This window comes from Streptococcus sp. DD04, from assembly GCF_001578725.1.
Classification (GTDB): Bacteria; Bacillota; Bacilli; order Lactobacillales; family Streptococcaceae; genus Streptococcus; species Streptococcus sinensis.
In genome coordinates this window covers 81,422-98,765 of sequence record NZ_KQ968980.1, presented here as the reverse complement: position 1 = coordinate 98,765, position 17,344 = coordinate 81,422, and the positions used below count along the sequence as shown (strand labels likewise).

Here is a 17,344-nt window from a genome sequence, read left to right as displayed (position 1 = left end):
GGTGTTTTTGTTTTAAATGCTGATAAACGAATCATCTTCTTATCTAGGACTGATTCCCAGGGCAATGCGGCCGAAGCGACTGATACGAGTGATTTTCCAAGCAGGAGACCAAGTAACCTCAACAGAGGCGCTTTCAATCTCATCGATTTTCTTAAGAGAGTCCATAATGGCGATGGGCAGACTCTCAGCACAGTCGCAGGCTGTATCAGTAAAGGTCATAACAACCTTGCAATGGCCGTTTTCGTCTAAGTTAATTTCATAAATCAACCCTAAGTTATAAACATCCAACTCTACATCCGGATCGTAAATACGCTCGAGCTTCTCCACCAATTTGTCCTGAATTGCAGCTGCTCGGTCATTGATTTTGATATCGTCTCTCATGGCTATCCCCTTCTATCTGACTTGAATTGTTTTTATTTTCTCACAATTCAGACTTTTTTTCAAGCTATTTTGGAACATGAAAACGGATTTAGTTCTGCCAAACGAAAAATCCCTTTCGGACTCCTCAAAATGGCGGACTTATGATAGAATATAAGTACTAAAGAAGGCGGAGGTCAGAAGATGAAATTACAAAAACCTAAAGGAACTCAGGACATTCTTCCTCAAGAATCAGCCAAGTGGCAGTATGTAGAAGACTTTGCCCGCAAGACATTTAGAAAATACAATTACGGCGAAATCCGCACACCGATTTTTGAGCACTATGAAGTCATTAGCCGCTCGGTCGGTGATACGACAGACATCGTGACTAAGGAAATGTATGACTTTTATGACAAGGGGGATCGCCATATCACTCTGCGTCCAGAGGGGACAGCGCCCGTGGTGCGTTCTTATGTGGAGAATAAACTTTTTGCTCCTGAAGTGCAAAAGCCTGTCAAAGTCTACTATATGGGCTCTATGTTCCGCTATGAGCGGCCTCAGGCTGGTCGTTTGCGGGAGTTTCACCAGATTGGTGCGGAGTGCTTTGGTTCTAATAATCCTGCGACAGATGTAGAGATGATTGCCATGGCTGCCCAATTTTTCAAGGATATCGGTATCACAAATGTTAACTTAGAGCTCAACTCTTTGGGAAATCCTGAGAGCAGAGCTGCTTACCGTCAGGCCTTGATTGATTATCTGACCCCGCTTAAGGCTGGTCTCTCAGCAGACAGCCAACGTCGCTTGGAGGAAAATCCATTGCGCGTGCTGGATTCCAAAGAGCCCGAAGACAAGGTGGCAGTAGAAGGTGCACCGTCAATCCTAGATTATCTGGATGAAGAGAGCAGTGCTTACTTTGCGGCTGTTCGGTCCATGCTGGAGACCTTGCAGATTCCTTATGTCATTAATACCAATATGGTTCGCGGACTGGATTACTACAACCACACGATTTTCGAGTTTACGACAGAGGTGGCTGGTAGCCAACTGACTATCTGTGCTGGTGGCCGTTATGACGGGCTGGTTGCCTACTTTGGCGGTCCGGAAACACCGGCTGTCGGCTTTGGCATGGGCTTGGAACGCTTACTTCTGGTGTTGGATAAGCAGGGAGTGGAGTTGCCGATTGAGGCTGGTTTGGATGTTTATGTCGCTGTTTTAGGGACTGACGCCAATGGCAGTGCTTTGGAGCTGGTACAGGCTCTTCGCGCACAAGGATTTGCAGCAGAGCGGGACTACCTAGACCGCAAGCTTAAGGCCCAGTTCAAGTCAGCTGATAGCTTTAATGCTAAAATCCTTATCACACTAGGTGAAAGTGAAGTTGAAAGCAATCAGGTGACTGTGAAAAATAACACAACACGTCAAGAAGTGACAGCTAGCCTGACTCAACTTATAGAAGATTTTCAAACTGTTTTTAAAGAATTAGGGTTTTAAGAGACGCTTATATCTTGGAAAGTAAGCCTTTAAAGCTGAAAATAAACTGATACTAGCATCTTGAACTAAAATCTAGTTTAGATTGGCTTTAATTTTCTGTTTTTCATGAAAAATAGATTTATTTCTATTAAAAAGCTTGAAACTAAACTCATTTATTGGTACAATAATATTATCATTAATAAAAAAAGGAGATTCTCATGGCTTTAATTAAATTGACTCCAGAAGAATTGCGTGCTTCAGCACAACGTTACACAGAAGGTTCAGAAAGTGTGGATCAAGTGCTTACAAGCTTAACTCGTGAGCAAGCAGTTATCTCTGAAAACTGGGATGGTTCTGCATTCGATAGTTTTGAACAACAATTCAACGAATTGTCTCCAAAAATTAAAGAATTTGCACAATTGCTTCAAGACATTAATGCTCAGTTGATTAAAGTTGCTGATATCGTTGAACAAACTGACCAAGACATCGCAGCACAAATTCGTTAATTTTTTATAAACGGCTTTAGGAGGGCGAGAGCCTTCCTATTTTTATATCATATAAATATCGAGAATTGAAAATAGAGAAATGGGAAATAAGAGACTTTTAAAGTATATAGGAAATAGTTTGCTGGTTGTTTTTTTGCTCTTTACAGTAATTGTTTTGAATATATCAGTGCAAAAAAACACGACAAGCAGTAATGATACTAAGCTAAAAACCAGTCAACAGACTAAGCTTAATGTAGCTATTGTTAATGAAGACCAGTCTGTGCGCGTGGATAAAAAAGAATATAATCTTGGTGCTAGCTATGTAAAAAATATCGAGCGAGACAATTCACAAAATTGGTTTGTTGTGACACGCGGAGCAGCGGATTCTGGTCTGGAAAAAGGGAAGTATCAGTTGGTTCTGACCATTCCGAGTGACTTTTCTGAAAAGATTCTAGATATCAACAATATCAATGTGGATAAAACAACAGTGACCTACAAGGTCAATGCATCAGGAAATTTGCAGGTTGAAAATGATGCGAATAAGCTGGCAAAGGATATCATTGCTGACCTCAATAGTCAGCTGGTTGATATGTATATGGCTAGTATCCTGAGCAACCTTTATACTGCTCAGCAAAATGTACAAGCCAGCTCTCAAGTGCAAGCAACCAATATTGGTACTTACCGAACTAATCTGCTAGGGACGGCTACTAACTCAAAAAATATCTTTCCAACCCTTTTTAACATGTCTAGTTCCTCTGTGGATGCTAACAATGCTTTGAAGACGACCTTAGAAAGCTATTCACAAGTTTTTGACCATCTAGATAGCTCGCAGTCCACTTATGGCAAGAATTTTGATGGCCTACTCAAGCAACGGGGGGAAGACAAGATCAGCCATGGAGAGTTTATGAAGCAGTTGATGGAGATGGATGCAAAGTATTTGGATGCAGAGACTCAGGGACTATATAGGACTTTAAAAAATACTCAGGAAAGTCTGACAACTCAGCTAGGAGAAATAGGTCAAGATAATTCTGGTGCTGACAATCTGGGCAACCAAGTCACTGCTTTAGAAGCTGCTTTGACGGCAGAACGAGCTAAACTAGATGCTCACAAGGCAGTTATAGAAACCTTTGTTACCGAGAAGATAAATACGTACTACGGTTTGGAAAAAGGAGACACTCTTACTCTGGAAAAGGTGCTGAATACAGCCAATCTTGAAGAATTGAATGATGCTGAGAGTGTAGTAAAAGATCAATTAGCTATGGCTGTAGCAGCCTTGCCAGCTGAAAATTTCAGCGGTCAGTCATTTTCTGAGTTTGGTATTTCCCGTGTCACTATTCCGAATCTGGATTATAGTACTGTCGGACAGTTCGGTACACCAACTAACGGAACCACTTCTGCTGAATTGGCTGGTTTAGTTAGTCAGGCTACTGTAACTAGCGAATCTGCTGGTCAGACTGGAACAACAGCACGGGTTTCCTGGGAAGCTCCTGCAGGGGTGACAATTCATTCTGTGTCCTATGATGGTACTAACATCACATCTGGTCAGGAACTTAATCTGAAGACTGGTGGAACTTTTGTGGTACATTACAGTGTGGCCCATGCTTCCTCTAGTACTTCAACAGAAGCTACCGATGCTACCACTAGTACTTCAACAGCTACTACCAATGTTCCCGCTAGTACTTCAACAGAAGCTTTCATTAATATATCTCTTGATGGTATCCAAGCTATCAGTACCCCTATAGATGTTCAGGGAGTGCGGAATGCAGCAGCGGCTTATGCCCAAAAAATACAGGAGATTGCTTCTGCTTATACGCGTGTTCAAAGTTTACTAAAGGTTTACGATTCATTGCAAAATCTGAAAAAAGGCTCTATGAACAAAGTCCTGAGTGATCTTTTAATAGGAGCCATCCAGGATAATTTGTCTACTTATCAAGCTAGTCTTACTCTGGATGAGAATGGTAAGTCAGACGCAAGTGTTCAGAAAAAGATGGATGAATCTATCGGTCAGTTGAGGGAAAAGATTGCAACTGTTAGATCCAATAATGAAACATTGGGACAAATAATTAAGAGCCAAATTAATCTCTATGGCGATTTGAAGAATCGTCTAGCAAATATTTCTACTGCGAAAGGTAATAATGAAGCAGCTTTTGCTAAGACGGATTCTGAGCTGACTTCGCTTAATTCTGAGTATAGTTCTCTGCTGACAGAAACATCTAGCGTGAAGTCTTCCTCTCAGAATAACATTAAAGCAGCTGAGTCTGTAAATCAAATCTTTACTAACCTTAATCGCGAATTGGCTAATGCTCAAAGTAGCACTGAAAAACTATCCCATGATGCGGATTCTTTGATGGCGCAATTTAATGAAGAATTGGCTGCTAATGGAAACTTTGTCGAGTCCTTTGTCAAGGTTCTCAATAATGCCTATGAAAATGGTGTGCCGAATGAAATTCTTCTTAAGTTCTTATCTAGTCCAGTGGCACAAAGTTCTTCTTCTGTCAAGGCAACCGTCAATGTTTACCGTCCCTTCACTTGGATTTTGCTTCTAGAGATTGTTAGTCTATTTACAGCGTATCTCTTTGCGACACAAAATGTTATCCGCAAGGTCAAGGATAAGTTCAAATTGGACAAACTGTATGATACGGATATTATGAATGTCGGCATATTGTCTTTCCTAGCTCTAACTATTGGATTAATTATTGGGATTGTATCTAGTATTCAGCTTCAGGTTGGTCGTGAATATGTGCCATCATGGGTCTTGCTGATGGTTTCGGCTGGTTTCATCTTAATCCAAGGACAGTATCTGTTACTCAAGCATTTCCGTGTTATTGGTATGGGGCTTACCTTCTTTATGATGATTAGCTTTGTCTACCTCTCAAATGCGATTGGCACGACAGCTAGTCTGACAGGGTTCCCAGCCTTTATCAAGGATCTTAATGCTCTGTCAGTCTTGGAAAGTCTGCTTTCAGGCTACTTTGACGGACAGCCTGCCAGCTTCTTTGTCTTCTTTGCGATGTTGATTGTTTTAGTTCTCTTACTTGCAGCCAATATCTTTATTAGAACAAGAAGTCTTCAATATCAAATGACTCAAACTGAAAAAGTATAGAAAAATAAGGATATGAAAAAAATACTTCTCTTACTTCTTACCTTGGGAGCATGTGCAGCAGTCTCGATGGCTGCTGCAGATGACCTGAAGGACAATAGTCTACAGATTGATAACTCCCGACTTGAGAAGGAAGAGGAGTTGAATTTTGGTGTGCAGTCCGAACAAATCAAAGAGCTTTTCAACGAGGCGACTCAAAAGAAACTGCAGGAAATCCAGCATTATCAAGATGAACAGTTGATCACCGAAAGGGACCAGCTGTTTTCTGCTATACAGGGGTCAGTGAAAAAATCGCCTGAAGAACAACTATTTCAACACAATTCTCAAAATTTATCCAAATTCCAGACAAATATGGAAAATGAAGAGACCAGTGACTGGGGTGATTTTCTGCCTGGGATGTTCTATGCAGGCCTCGTTATAGTGATTATTGGAGTAACGGGTGTTGTCAGCTACCGAGTGGCAACAGCAGAGATGGATTAGCTTGGCTTTGGAAGGTTGAGTCTGTATAGTCGTCAGAGGTAGGTCAATAATAATCGGAGAAGGACATATAAAAAAGGAGAAAGGTGAGAGATGGAACAGCATATCAATATTACCCTACGTTTGCAAGATCGAGATGTTGATATTCGGATTCCCCAGCGGATTGAGGTACGTCGGCTTATTCGGGAAATTGATAGTATTTTTAATCCCGGAACGGAACGAAAAAAGTACCAGCTGCGGATTGTCAATAAAGGCTTGTTGCTGGATGAAGGCAAGTATCTGTCGGATTATCCTATGACGACAGGAGATTTAGTAGAGATAGAGGAGATACCAGGTGACTGAGGAAAGATTTGTCTTTGGCGAACAGCCATTTATCTATGAAAAAAATGAAACAAATTGGCAGCTGAGTCTTAAGCGCTCAGATGTGGCCAGTCAGGATTTGCGGGAATTATTGCTCTTGGATTTGCATCATCCTCTCTTTTTAGAGCAGGCTATGGTGGTGGATGAAGATAGTGTGACCTTTACCTATGAGCTGGAGTCTCATGCTCTTAGCTATGAGGAGCTCAAGACTCGTACGATTTCGGAGCGAATTCGGTTGGCTCTCAATGTTTTTGCCTTGGAGGCAGCTTTAGATTTGCCGGTTACTTTTCTTTTGCATCCAGCCAATCTTTTTATTACTAAAGATGCCCAAGCCAAGATTGCCTATCGAAGTGTACCGGGGATTATGACACCCCAGTCTCTATCAGCAGAGGACTTTTTGCGTCAGGCTAAGTGTTTTGCAGTAACACTCTTTAGCGACCTAGATTTTATGGACCTTTATAATGGCTCACTGGAATTGGAAACTCTGCCAGACTTTTTGAACGAGTTGCGCCAGACAAAGGACTTAGCCACTGGGGTAGCTGTTTTGGAGAAGTATTATTTGGAAAAATCAGCTCAGGAAAAGGCGGATTTAGTCTTGGTACCCAGCAGACGGCACCGGGTCTTTAAGCTGGCCACTATCTGGTTGACAGTGAGCATGGTTCTGCTCTTCATTCCACTTATCTACCTGATTTTTTTGCAAAATCCCTTTAAAGAAAAACTTTTGCAGGCAGACACGGCCTTTATCAAGGTGGATTACAGTGGAGTTATTACAGAACTAGAAGGCATTGCTCCATCTAGCCTACCGAATACTCAAAAGTATGAATTAGCGTACTCCTATATCCAAGGGTTAGAATTTTCTTCTGATCAAAAGAAGGTTATCCTTAATAATGTCACTCTCAAGTCGGATGAGCTCTACTTGACTTACTGGATTCAAATCGGTCGGAATAGCTTTGAAGATGCGCTGGATACTGCTAAACGGATCAATGACAGCGACCTGATCCTCTATGCCTTGACTCAGGAAATCAAGCAAGTTCGTGAGGATGACAAGCTATCAGGTAAAGACCGAGAGGCTAAACTAGAGTCCCTAGAAAATGAGTATAAGAAATACTGGGATAGCCGAAGTGAGCTCTTGGCGAGTGAGTCTAGCTCTAGCACATCAAGCCAACAAGAAGAAGTCTCAGAAAACAAGTCCTCATCTGAGACGAAATCGTCCTCCAGCAACTAAAACAGGCCAAGGAGTGAGAAAACATGACAAAACAAGTAATTTTCTATACACAAGGTCTGCGTTATGAAGTAGAGCTGGGAGCAGACAAGACAGTCCTGCTCGGCGCAACGGAGAAGGCACAAGTTTATCTCTATCAACAAGATAGACCAATCCAACTCAAGGCAGATGGCGAGGAAGTCTTCTACCAATATGGTGAGGAAGCAGGTGTCGTGAAGGATGGTCTGATGCTAGGGAGAGTCGTCTTTTATCTGCGGAATGACGAACCACGAGTTTATGACCTCTTAGACAAACAGGAGATCCGCATCGGTTCTCAAAAAGGGGCTCTTATCAAACTGGACGAAGGCATTGAGCTTCTCTTGCAAAAGTCTCAGGGCAACTGGATTCTGACTCGACTTAAGGGGGACTTTTATCGAAATAATCACTTAGAAAAGATGAATCAGCAGGCTCTCAGCTTCGGTGATGAAATTAGTATTGGTTCTGTGACCATTAAGTTTTATCCTGATGAAGTCTGGATACATGGGCCAGCTCAGACTGGTAGTCAACTGGCGTTAAGAGAGCCGTCTCGTTACGGATTTTATGAGGATTATCCGGATTACCACCGTTCTCCACGGATTATCTACCGAGGGAGTGAAGATAAGATTCTGCTCAATCCACCAGGTCAAGAGCCTCACAAACCGAGCGATGAGCTCTTAAAGCTAATCGTTCCACCGCTTCTGATGATTGGGGTGGTTATCCTGATTACGCTCATCCAGCCGCGGGGAATTTATATTCTGGCTACTATGGCTATGTCGGCTGCCAGCATTGTCTTTTCGGTTCGTGGCTTTATCAAAAACCGCAAGAAGTATAAGGCCGACAAGAAAGAAAGGGTAGACCTCTATCACCTCTACTTGAAAGACAAGGCTATGGAATTGACCAAGCTTGAGCGGGAACAAAAGGAAGGGATGCACTACCACTTTCCGACAGTATTGGAGTTGACCGACTTGGTTGAGAGCTATAACCACCGGATTTATGAAAAGACACCGCTCCATTTTGACTTTCTTTACTATCGTCTGGGTCTGGGAAAACTCCCAACCAGCTACCAGCTGACCTATGGGCAGCAGGAACGCAGTGGTAAGAAAGATGCGCTGGAAGAGGAGGGTTATGCCCTCTACACTCGGCATCGGAAAATTCCGGATATGCCCATTCCAGCTAATCTCAGTCATGGGCCAGTGGGCTATATCGGTCCTCGAAATTTGGTCTTAGAACAGCTACAGCTGCTAGTTATGCAAATCGCAACCTTCCATTCTTACCACGATGTGCAGTTTATCACCATTCTGCCTGAGGAAGAGCGGGCTCAGTGGTCTTGGATGCGCTGGCTCCCCCATGCCAAGCTTCAGGAGCTGAACGTCCGTGGTTTCGTCTATAACCAGCGGACGAGAGATCAGGTTCTAAACAGCCTAAATCAAATCTTGAAACTACGACGCGCCCAGCAGGAAGAGGCGACTCGTCAGGAAAGCACGCTCTTTCATCCCCATTATGTGGTTCTGATTACGGATGAGAAGCTGATTTTGGACCATGTTATCATGGAATTCTTCACAGAGGATCCGACAGCTCTGGGTTGCTCGCTTGTCTTCGTGGAAGATGTGATGAGCTCGCTGTCTGAGAATATCCAGACGGTTATCAATATCAAGGACCGCAATACGGGACAACTGGTCATGGAAGAAGGGGTGCTGAAGGAAACTGACTTTCGCTTAGACCACTTTCCAGAGGACTATGACAAGGAGCGGATTGCTCGAACGCTGGCGCCGCTCAATCACTTACAGAATCTCAAGAGCTCAATCCCTGATACGGTCACCTTTATGGAGATGTATGGGGCAGAGACCTTCGATGATCTGCAAGTTCCTAAGCGCTGGGGTAAGAATGCACCTTATAAGAGTTTGGCGGTGCCGATTGGCCTACGCGGTAAGGATGATCTGGTACAGCTCAATCTCCATGAGAAGGCGCATGGACCGCACGGGCTAATTGCCGGAACAACTGGATCTGGGAAATCGGAGACCATCCAGTCCTATATCCTCTCCCTCGCCGTCAACTTCCATCCGCATGATGTGGCTTTTCTCCTCATCGACTATAAAGGTGGGGGAATGGCTCATCTCTTTAAGGATCTGCCGCATCTCTTGGGAACTATTACCAACTTAGATGGTGCCCAATCCATGCGGGCTCTGGTCTCTATCAATGCGGAGATCCACCGCAGAGAGCGGATCTTCAACCGATATGAAGTCAATCATATCAATCAATACCAAAAGAAATTTAAGACAGGAGAAGCAACTGAGCCCCTACCCCATCTCTTCCTCATCTCGGATGAGTTTGCGGAACTCAAGGTCAACCAGCCTGACTTTATGAAGGAGCTGGTGTCCATCGCTCGTGTCGGGCGGTCTCTTGGGATTCACTTGATCCTTGCGACCCAGAAACCATCCGGTGTCGTAGATGACCAGATCTGGTCCAACTCGCGCTTTAAGATTGCGCTCAAGGTGGCGGATCGGTCTGACTCCAACGAAATGCTTCACACGCCAGATGCGGCAGAGATTACCCAAACGGGTCGTGCTTATCTCCAAGTCGGCAATAATGAAGTTTATGAACTCTTCCAGTCAGCCTGGTCGGGGGCGGATTACCAGCCGGATAAGGACGACATGGGCATTGAGGACCATACCATCTACCTGATCAATGATCTGGGTCAATACGAAGTCTTGAATGAAGACTTGTCTGGCTTAGAAGATGCGGATGAGATTAAGGAAGTACCGACGGAGCTTGACGCGATTGTGCAGAACATCAAACTTCTGACTGAGAAGCAGAAGATCGCTCCTGTACCACAGCCTTGGCTGCCACCGCTCAAAGAGCGGCTGACCTTAGAGGAGCTAGAGCCGATCAACTATCAAGCCGAATGGGAGAAGGGGCAAAGCGATCTGAACCTCTTGATCGGTCTGGCAGATATGCCGCAGAAACAGGCTCAGGAAGTGGCTCATATCAACCTAACTAGGGATGGCAACATCCTGCTTTACGGCAGTCCGGGGACTGGGAAGACCACCTTCCTGCAGAGTGCGGCCATGGACTTGGCGAGAAAGCACAGTCCGAAAGACCTGACCCTCTATCTCCTTGACTTTGGGACCAATGGTCTGGCGCCTCTGGCGAATCTCCCGCATGTGGCGGATACGCTTCTCTTAGATCAAAGTGAGAAGGTGGCCAAGTTTGTGCGGATTATGGAGAGCGAGCTCAACCGCAGGAAGAAACTTCTATCCGAGTATGGTGTGGGTACCATCGCCCTCTATCGTGAGGCTAGCGGTAAGGAAGAACCGGCGATTGTAGTGATGTTGGATAGTTTTGAGTCCATGAAAGAGGAACCGTTTGAGCCATCGCTCTTTAAGCTGCTTATGCGAATTGGTCGTGAAGGCTTGAGTGTTGGAGTCCATCTCTTAATCACTGCTGGTCGTAAGAGTAACCTGCGAGCAATTCTCTATGCTAACTTTAAGCACCAACTAACGCTTAAGCAGAATGACATTCAAGATATTAAAGAGGTTACCGGAAATGATCCATTGGTCAACTTGATGGAAGACATTAAGGGTCGGGCACTGATGAAACGCGAAGAACTAAATAGTGTTCAGTTGGCTCTACCCGTTTCAGGGGAGAATGACATTCAAGTCATTAATAACCTTCGTAACAGAGTGAATGAGCTCAATCAGGATTGGATGGGAATCCGTCCGAAAGAGGTGCCAATGGTACCAGATGAACTGACGGAATATGATTTCTATAATCGCCCAGCTGTTCAGGCAACTTATGGAGAAGGAGTATTACCATTAGGACTAGACATAGAAACAGTGGAGCCTGTTATTTGGGATATCTCTAAGGGTAATTTGCTTTATCTGACAGACAAAGAGGAGCAAATGCTTATCTTAACTCAGCAGATTGCTCGAAGCAAACAAAAGATTATTATCCTTGCGCCGCAGTATCACAATCTTCCTGAAATGAAGGGAGTGACTATTCTAGATAAACCAGAAGAATATCAAGTGGGTATTGCGACTATGGAATCGAAAATTAAAGAGCGCTTGGAGAAACGTAAGAGCCAGCATGAGGCTACTGTTATCCTCTATAATCAGTTGGAGTTGGTAGAGGATATGAGCTTAGATGACTTGTCTTCTCTTCTCTTTGTCTTGGAGAAGGGACCAAGAGCCGGCTATAGTACAGTAGCTCTCAGTAGCAGTCAACTGATTAAGCAGATTGACAGTGTATCAAAAGTTATCAAGACCTATAGACAAGCGATACTGTCCATGCGCATTAACGATCAAGCTGTTGTGACCGTTAACAGCAGACCACTGAAAGAAGAACCGCTAGCAGAACAAGTCCATTACTATATAGCTGATGGTCGTGCAAGTAAAATAAAAGTATTAATGATGTAAGGGGGAAGCAATGGGAAAAGCAGCATTACAAGCTCAGTTATATGAATTATCATTCCGATTCTCAAAAGTCACTGCAAAAATTGCAGAGCTAGAGAGTGCTTTAGCTGCACTTTCGGGTGTCTCTACAGAAATAACCTATGTATTAAACGGATATGATTCTATTAAATCATCGAATAATTTGGCAGGTATTCCTTATGAACAGGAAGCTGCGAATGAGGAAACATTATTGACAAACGCCTCTACAAATTACGAAACACATAAAACTAATACTATATCAAAATTAAAGATAAAAATCGATACTTTAAAGTCAGAAGAAATAGGACTGCGATTTAGGATGAATGCCCTCAGCTACGAGATTGCGAATACAAAGGAGAATTGATCAATGAGTGATGATATTATCAAAGTATACGATTTACCTGGGATAGGGCAGTACGCTGAGTCCATCAAGCAATTCTCACAGAATTTAAGTACTGCTACAAATGATACTGCTCGAACCTTCAATACTCAGATTGAAGGTTCGGAAGGTCTGGCTATCAATGCATTCTTACAAAGCCTTAATGATTTACAGAGTCAGGTTTTTAATCAGATCCCGGATGCTTTAACGCAATATGCGACTGTAGTCAGTGATTTTGAATCAGGGGTCAGCGGTGTTGGATTTACAAAAGAAGCCTGGACTAGTGAATCAGGCAATACTTCTGTTCGTAATAAGCTAACTGGTGAGCAAAAGGATACATTACAATCTGTCGCTAAAACCTTGCAGTCCGCATTAGATACTGCGACGAAGGCTTTAGAAGAGTCATCTATTGACTTGTCAGGTATTACAAACACTACGGCCAATGGCTTAGACGACGCTTCTAATGCTCGTCTGAATACCCACACACCGTTTCAGAGTGCCCATGATACTTTTAATGCGAATTTGCAGCAGGTTATTGGCACAATAAGCGACTTAAAAGGAGTTGTCAGTCAGGCGCAGATAATATTTAGCCTCTCTCCTAGAGCTGTATTTAATGCTTTTTCGCAAGGTCAGCCATATTTTTTGGATAAGATAACCAATCAAGATGAGGCTCTTGCGCTTGAAGCGGCATTTGGTGATGTCAATGCTGTGAAAAAGGTAAATTTTGATAATGTTAGCGATGTTGTTCTATATATTATGTCAGAAGGAGTTGCTATGTGGGCAGCTAATGATGAATTTAGAAAACTTGATATATACTATAGTCACCTTGGAAAAAATAAAAATACATATAATTCAGAGTTGTTTGCAAGAATGGTGAAAGCACAACAAAAATTAGCTATTACAAATCAATTTGCTATGGATACAGAGTATATAAAAAATGGTTATAGTTCAAAAAAATTATCCCAATTAAAGAAAAAAGAGAAGGGAATCAATGAGCTATTAGGTATCACGCGAGGATTATTTATTGTTGGATATGGAGAGAACCAGCTTGAAGTACGTCCTGGTTCAATGTCTGAAAAGATTAATAATCCGAAGTCAATTAAATTTAAGCGAAATAAATCTGGAGAGTTAGGTTTTACAATAACTGGAGTTTGGGGTCAGAAGTCAAAATACACAAGTGATTTTGCTCAAGATGCAACTGTATTAAATATTGCTGAACAAAAAGTTAAATTTGCTGAAATTGAACAAAAGAGAAAAGATGCAGCAAATGAGTTGCTAAAAGGTGTCCTATTTTCAGTAGGGGATGGTTTTGTTACAGTTTCTGCACCAGAATTAAAGTTAACATTGGCTGCGTTAAAATTAATATCATCAGGAGATATGGTTGGTGGTGCAAGTAAATTAGATCCTTCTGAAGTTAATTTATCTGGGGCATTTGGTACATCTTTATCTGCTATTTTGAAAAGTTCAGTAGACTATGTTAAAACCAACCAAGGATTAAGTTTAGAAGAAAAGAAAGCCATCTTAAAAATAAAAAATCTGATAGTAAATAAGGGAGGATGGATTTTTAGAGGATATGGAAACACTACAATTTCAGATGAATTTTATTACAGTTTTGATGTGACTCTACGAAAGAAGGAACTTGACAGTGATGGTGTGACATCGTTTATAAAGAAAAAATCATTAGATAGTAATGAATATAAAACAGCTATTTCTCAATATAAAAAAATATTAAAAAAAGGATATGTATCTGATGATTACGATCCTAAAAAAGGAGAAAATGTCAAAAAACAATATGATTCTAAAGTAATAAAATATCTTTTAGGAGAAGAAACAGATTTGACGTTTGAAGGAATGAATAAGAGTCAGATTGAACAATTGGAAAAAGGAATTGAAGCAATGGATCAGCTTTATGGTAACAATTCTAATGGGAAAGAGTTCTATGATTATCTAAGACAAAAATATGATGATGGGAGAATAGTCAAGTGAAAACTAAAAAAATTGGTGCTATCTTTCTAATTTTACTTGGTGTATGTATGCTCTTTGTATTTGGGATTCGAGAGTTTAAAAAACAAGATTTATCTAAATATAAATATTGGATAGTAGATACAGAAATTACGGATTATGAATTTATTGAAAACGGTAGGATGATTACAGTTGATTGGCACAGCAACAAAGAAGTTAATCAACAAGTAAGTGTTCTTGATGAAAAGCCTAAATTTGGCTCTCCAGGGCGAATAGCTGGCAAACGTTTCCTTGTTTCCTATGCGGCGCGATTCAAAGCAAAATCCGCTTGGAATGAAGTGCGAGATGATTTTCCTATTCTGGAACAAAATTATCCAGATAAGGGGGAATATTGGAAAATAAATGTCTACGACACTAAGGGTGAAAAGTTAGACAAGAAAGTGTTGGATGTATTTGAGATCACTAGAAATTATAATGAGAACTATTATCCTGCTTTTATATTAAATAAGTATTCGATAGACAGTATAGATGGTAAGGAATATCTAACGATTTCTTTACGGAAAAAAGAAGATACCATCACTGATGTCAGAGACGAATCCAAATTACTTAAGAGATTGATAGACTTAGAGACAGGAAAGATTGTAGATATTGACCCAAACAATCAAAAAAAGAGTTCGCCTAAAATTGGACTTGGTTCGATAGATTCCTTTTCACAGCTATTTGAAGATCATGATTTTTATGTTAGCGATAATGATATTCATTTTTGGAAACTTGGAGATAATACAAAACACTGGCTCTTAAATAGAAAATACCCGAAATCTATGGAAATAATTTCTAAAAATCCTGAAACAAGCTATATATATAAACTTGCATCTGATGATGATTTGCAAACGTCCATAGATATGATAAAACTCGTTTTCCCAGAGGGTACAAATATCTTTAAGGATATCACCATTCCAGCGACTAGTTCGAAAGATGGACAGGAACATCTTATTCAAAGCGAAGAAGAGTTTTTACAATATTATAAATCCAGTACGGAGGAAGAATGAAAAGACTGATGAAATCAAAATTAGGTCAAGTCATGCTTCTTGCACTCACTGTCATAGGGTTTTACTTTGCTTATCAGGCATATCGTAGGCATGAACTTACTCAGTTTGTTATGTGGAGTCCAAGGGCTAAAATCGCAAGTTATGAATTCATGGATGATAACAAGGCAGTAGCAATTGATTGGGATAATGAGTCAGAATTAAAGGAGGCAGAAGAAGCTAAAAAATATGATTCAGGTATCAATGTAAACAATCGTAAAACAGCGACCAATGGGGAACATTTTATTGTTCGCCAGAGTTACAAATTAAAATCAGCCACGTATAAGTATTGGATCCTTGAAGAAGATGCGGTTCCATATTTGAAAAGTAATATTCCAGAGCAGGGAGAGTACTGGTTGTTAGACGTCTATGATACGAAAGATGGGACAATCAAACAAAAAACTTATGATGTATTTAAGATGGTAAGGGAATATAATAAGGATTATATTCCAATTGGAGTTGCTGAATCATCAAAATTATTACAATCTGAGAATGAAAAAGATTATTTACCCATAAAAATGGCTGTGAATAGTGAACCAAGTGCTAAAACTTTTATAGGTATAATTGATTTGACGAGTGGAAAAATTTTATCTGAAACACCGTCTGGAAAGCCAGGCAAAGAGTTTTATGATGTTTTTCAAAATACAATAAAAAATAGAGACGCTTTTGAAGAAATAATCGATCAAAATGATGGACTTTCAAGCCAAAATTTTACTTTTGATTCATCTAACTTCAGTTTTAAAAAACCAGTAGAAAAATCCCAATACCTGTCCTTGTCAAGCAAATATCCAAAGGTATTTGATATATTGAGTAAAGGGTTGTTATCTGAATTATATTTTCTTGGAGAAGAAGATGTTCGTTTTAAAATCTCTCTCTTAAAGCTAGTCCTTCCAGAGGGTACAAATATTTTTAAGGACATCACCATTCCAGCAGCTAGTTCGAAAGATGGACAGGAACATTTGGTTCAAAGCGAAGAAGAGTTCTTACAATATTATAAATCCAGTACGGAGGAAGAATGAAAAGACTGATAAAATCAAAAATAGTTCAAGTCATGCTTCTTGCACTCACTGTTATAGGACTTTACTTTGCTTATCAGGCATATCGTAGGTATGAACTTACTCAGTTTGTTATGTGGAGTCCAAGGGTAAAAATTGCAAGTTATGAATTCATGGATGACAACAAGGCAGTAGCGATTGAGTGGGATAATGAGTCGGAGTTGAAAGATGCGGAAGAGGCTAAGAAATATGATTCGCGTGTCAATGTAGAAACAATGACGAGAGTTAATGGAGAACGCTATATTATCCAACAAAGTTATAAGTTAAAATCAGCCACGTATAAGTATTGGATTCTTGAAGAGGATGCGGTGCCATATTTGAAAAGTAATATTCCTGAGCAGGGAGAGTACTGGTTGTTAGACGTCTATGACACGAAAGATGGGACAATCAAACAAAAAACGTATGATGTATTTCAGATGGTGAGGGAATATAATAAGGATTATATTCCAAGAAGAGTTCGTGACGTTAATTATTTCTTGTATACGGAACAAGGAAAAACTTACTTACCAATTAGTATGGCTATTGGTCAACAGCCAGAAATGAAAATGGAAAATGGGCTTATTGATATAGAGGATGGAAAGATAGTAGCAACTACTCCATCTGGTAAAACTTCCAAAGATCTTTATAACGATAAGAAAGAATCATACAAACCGAAGTTAGATGATATTCTTATTTCGAATAATAAATTTTCAAGCGAAAAGTTTGCCTTTGTCTTTTCTAACTTTGGTTTTAAAGAACCAGTAGAAAAATCCCAATACCTGTCCTTGTCAAGCAAATATCCAAAGGTGTTTGATATATTAAGCAAAGGGGTGTTGTCTGAACTAGATTTTCTTGGAGAAGAAGATGTTCGTTTTGAAATCTCTCTCTTAAAGCTGGTTCTTCCAGAGGGTACAAATATTTTTAAGGATATCACCATTCCAGCAGCTAGTTCGAAAGATGGACAGGAACATCTT

13 protein-coding genes are annotated in these 17,344 nt (G+C 40.9%); 12 read left to right on the top strand and 1 reads right to left on the bottom strand.

Annotation, left to right across the window (positions count from 1 at the left end; genetic code table 11):
* Positions 1-39: 39 nt before the first annotated feature.
* Positions 40-381 carry a metal-sulfur cluster assembly factor gene (locus tag STRDD04_RS08585; protein WP_002899327.1) on the bottom strand — a complete coding sequence of 114 codons (342 nt, stop codon included), beginning with the start codon at positions 379-381 and terminating at the stop codon, positions 40-42.
* Positions 382-561: 180 nt separating this feature from the next.
* On the opposite strand from STRDD04_RS08585, the gene hisS reads away from it, so the two are divergent.
* The 12 genes from hisS to STRDD04_RS11185 form a co-directional block, all read left to right on the top strand.
* Positions 562-1,842: a histidine--tRNA ligase gene (gene hisS / locus STRDD04_RS08580; RefSeq protein ID WP_062201533.1), complete on the top strand. Its 1,281-nt coding sequence runs from the start codon at positions 562-564 to the stop codon at positions 1,840-1,842.
* A gap of 197 nt (positions 1,843-2,039) precedes the next feature.
* Positions 2,040-2,327: a WXG100 family type VII secretion target gene (locus STRDD04_RS08575; protein WP_037618154.1), complete on the top strand. Its 288-nt coding sequence runs from the start codon at positions 2,040-2,042 to the stop codon at positions 2,325-2,327.
* A 79-nt stretch (positions 2,328-2,406) separates the two neighbouring features.
* The gene (esaA, locus tag STRDD04_RS08570) at positions 2,407-5,409 is read left to right on the top strand and encodes a type VII secretion protein EsaA (protein ID WP_062201531.1); all 3,003 of its coding nucleotides are present in this window, start codon (positions 2,407-2,409) and stop codon (positions 5,407-5,409) included.
* Between the two features lie 12 nt (positions 5,410-5,421).
* Entirely contained in the window at positions 5,422-5,886 is a 465-nt protein-coding gene (gene essA, locus STRDD04_RS08565; protein WP_062201530.1) for a type VII secretion protein EssA, read from the top strand.
* 90 nt (positions 5,887-5,976) lie between these two features.
* The gene (locus STRDD04_RS08560) at positions 5,977-6,225 is read left to right on the top strand and encodes an EsaB/YukD family protein (RefSeq protein WP_037618144.1); all 249 of its coding nucleotides are present in this window, start codon (positions 5,977-5,979) and stop codon (positions 6,223-6,225) included.
* Entirely contained in the window at positions 6,218-7,468 is a 1,251-nt protein-coding gene (gene essB / locus STRDD04_RS08555) for a type VII secretion protein EssB (RefSeq protein ID WP_062201528.1), read from the top strand. Before STRDD04_RS08560 ends, essB begins: the two co-directional genes overlap by 8 nt.
* 23 nt (positions 7,469-7,491) lie before the next feature.
* Positions 7,492-11,895, top strand: coding sequence for a type VII secretion protein EssC (gene essC / locus STRDD04_RS08550; protein ID WP_062201526.1), 4,404 nt, complete (start codon positions 7,492-7,494; stop codon positions 11,893-11,895).
* 10 nt (positions 11,896-11,905) lie between these two features.
* Positions 11,906-12,274, top strand: coding sequence for a hypothetical protein (locus STRDD04_RS08545; protein ID WP_062201524.1), 369 nt, complete (start codon positions 11,906-11,908; stop codon positions 12,272-12,274).
* A 3-nt stretch (positions 12,275-12,277) separates the two neighbouring features.
* On the top strand, positions 12,278-14,275 hold the full coding sequence (locus STRDD04_RS08540; RefSeq protein ID WP_062201522.1) for a hypothetical protein: 1,998 nt from the start codon (positions 12,278-12,280) through the stop codon (positions 14,273-14,275).
* The gene (locus STRDD04_RS08535; RefSeq protein ID WP_062201521.1) at positions 14,272-15,300 is read left to right on the top strand and encodes a hypothetical protein; all 1,029 of its coding nucleotides are present in this window, start codon (positions 14,272-14,274) and stop codon (positions 15,298-15,300) included. The genes STRDD04_RS08540 and STRDD04_RS08535 overlap by 4 nt, the downstream gene beginning before the upstream one ends.
* Positions 15,297-16,355 (top strand): hypothetical protein, encoded by a 1,059-nt coding sequence (locus tag STRDD04_RS08530; RefSeq protein ID WP_231853923.1) that lies wholly within the window; start codon positions 15,297-15,299, stop codon positions 16,353-16,355. The genes STRDD04_RS08535 and STRDD04_RS08530 overlap by 4 nt, the downstream gene beginning before the upstream one ends.
* Positions 16,352-17,344, top strand: a 993-nt coding sequence (locus tag STRDD04_RS11185; RefSeq protein ID WP_062201519.1) for a hypothetical protein, incomplete at its 3' end; no start/stop codon positions are given. The genes STRDD04_RS08530 and STRDD04_RS11185, both read left to right, overlap by 4 nt.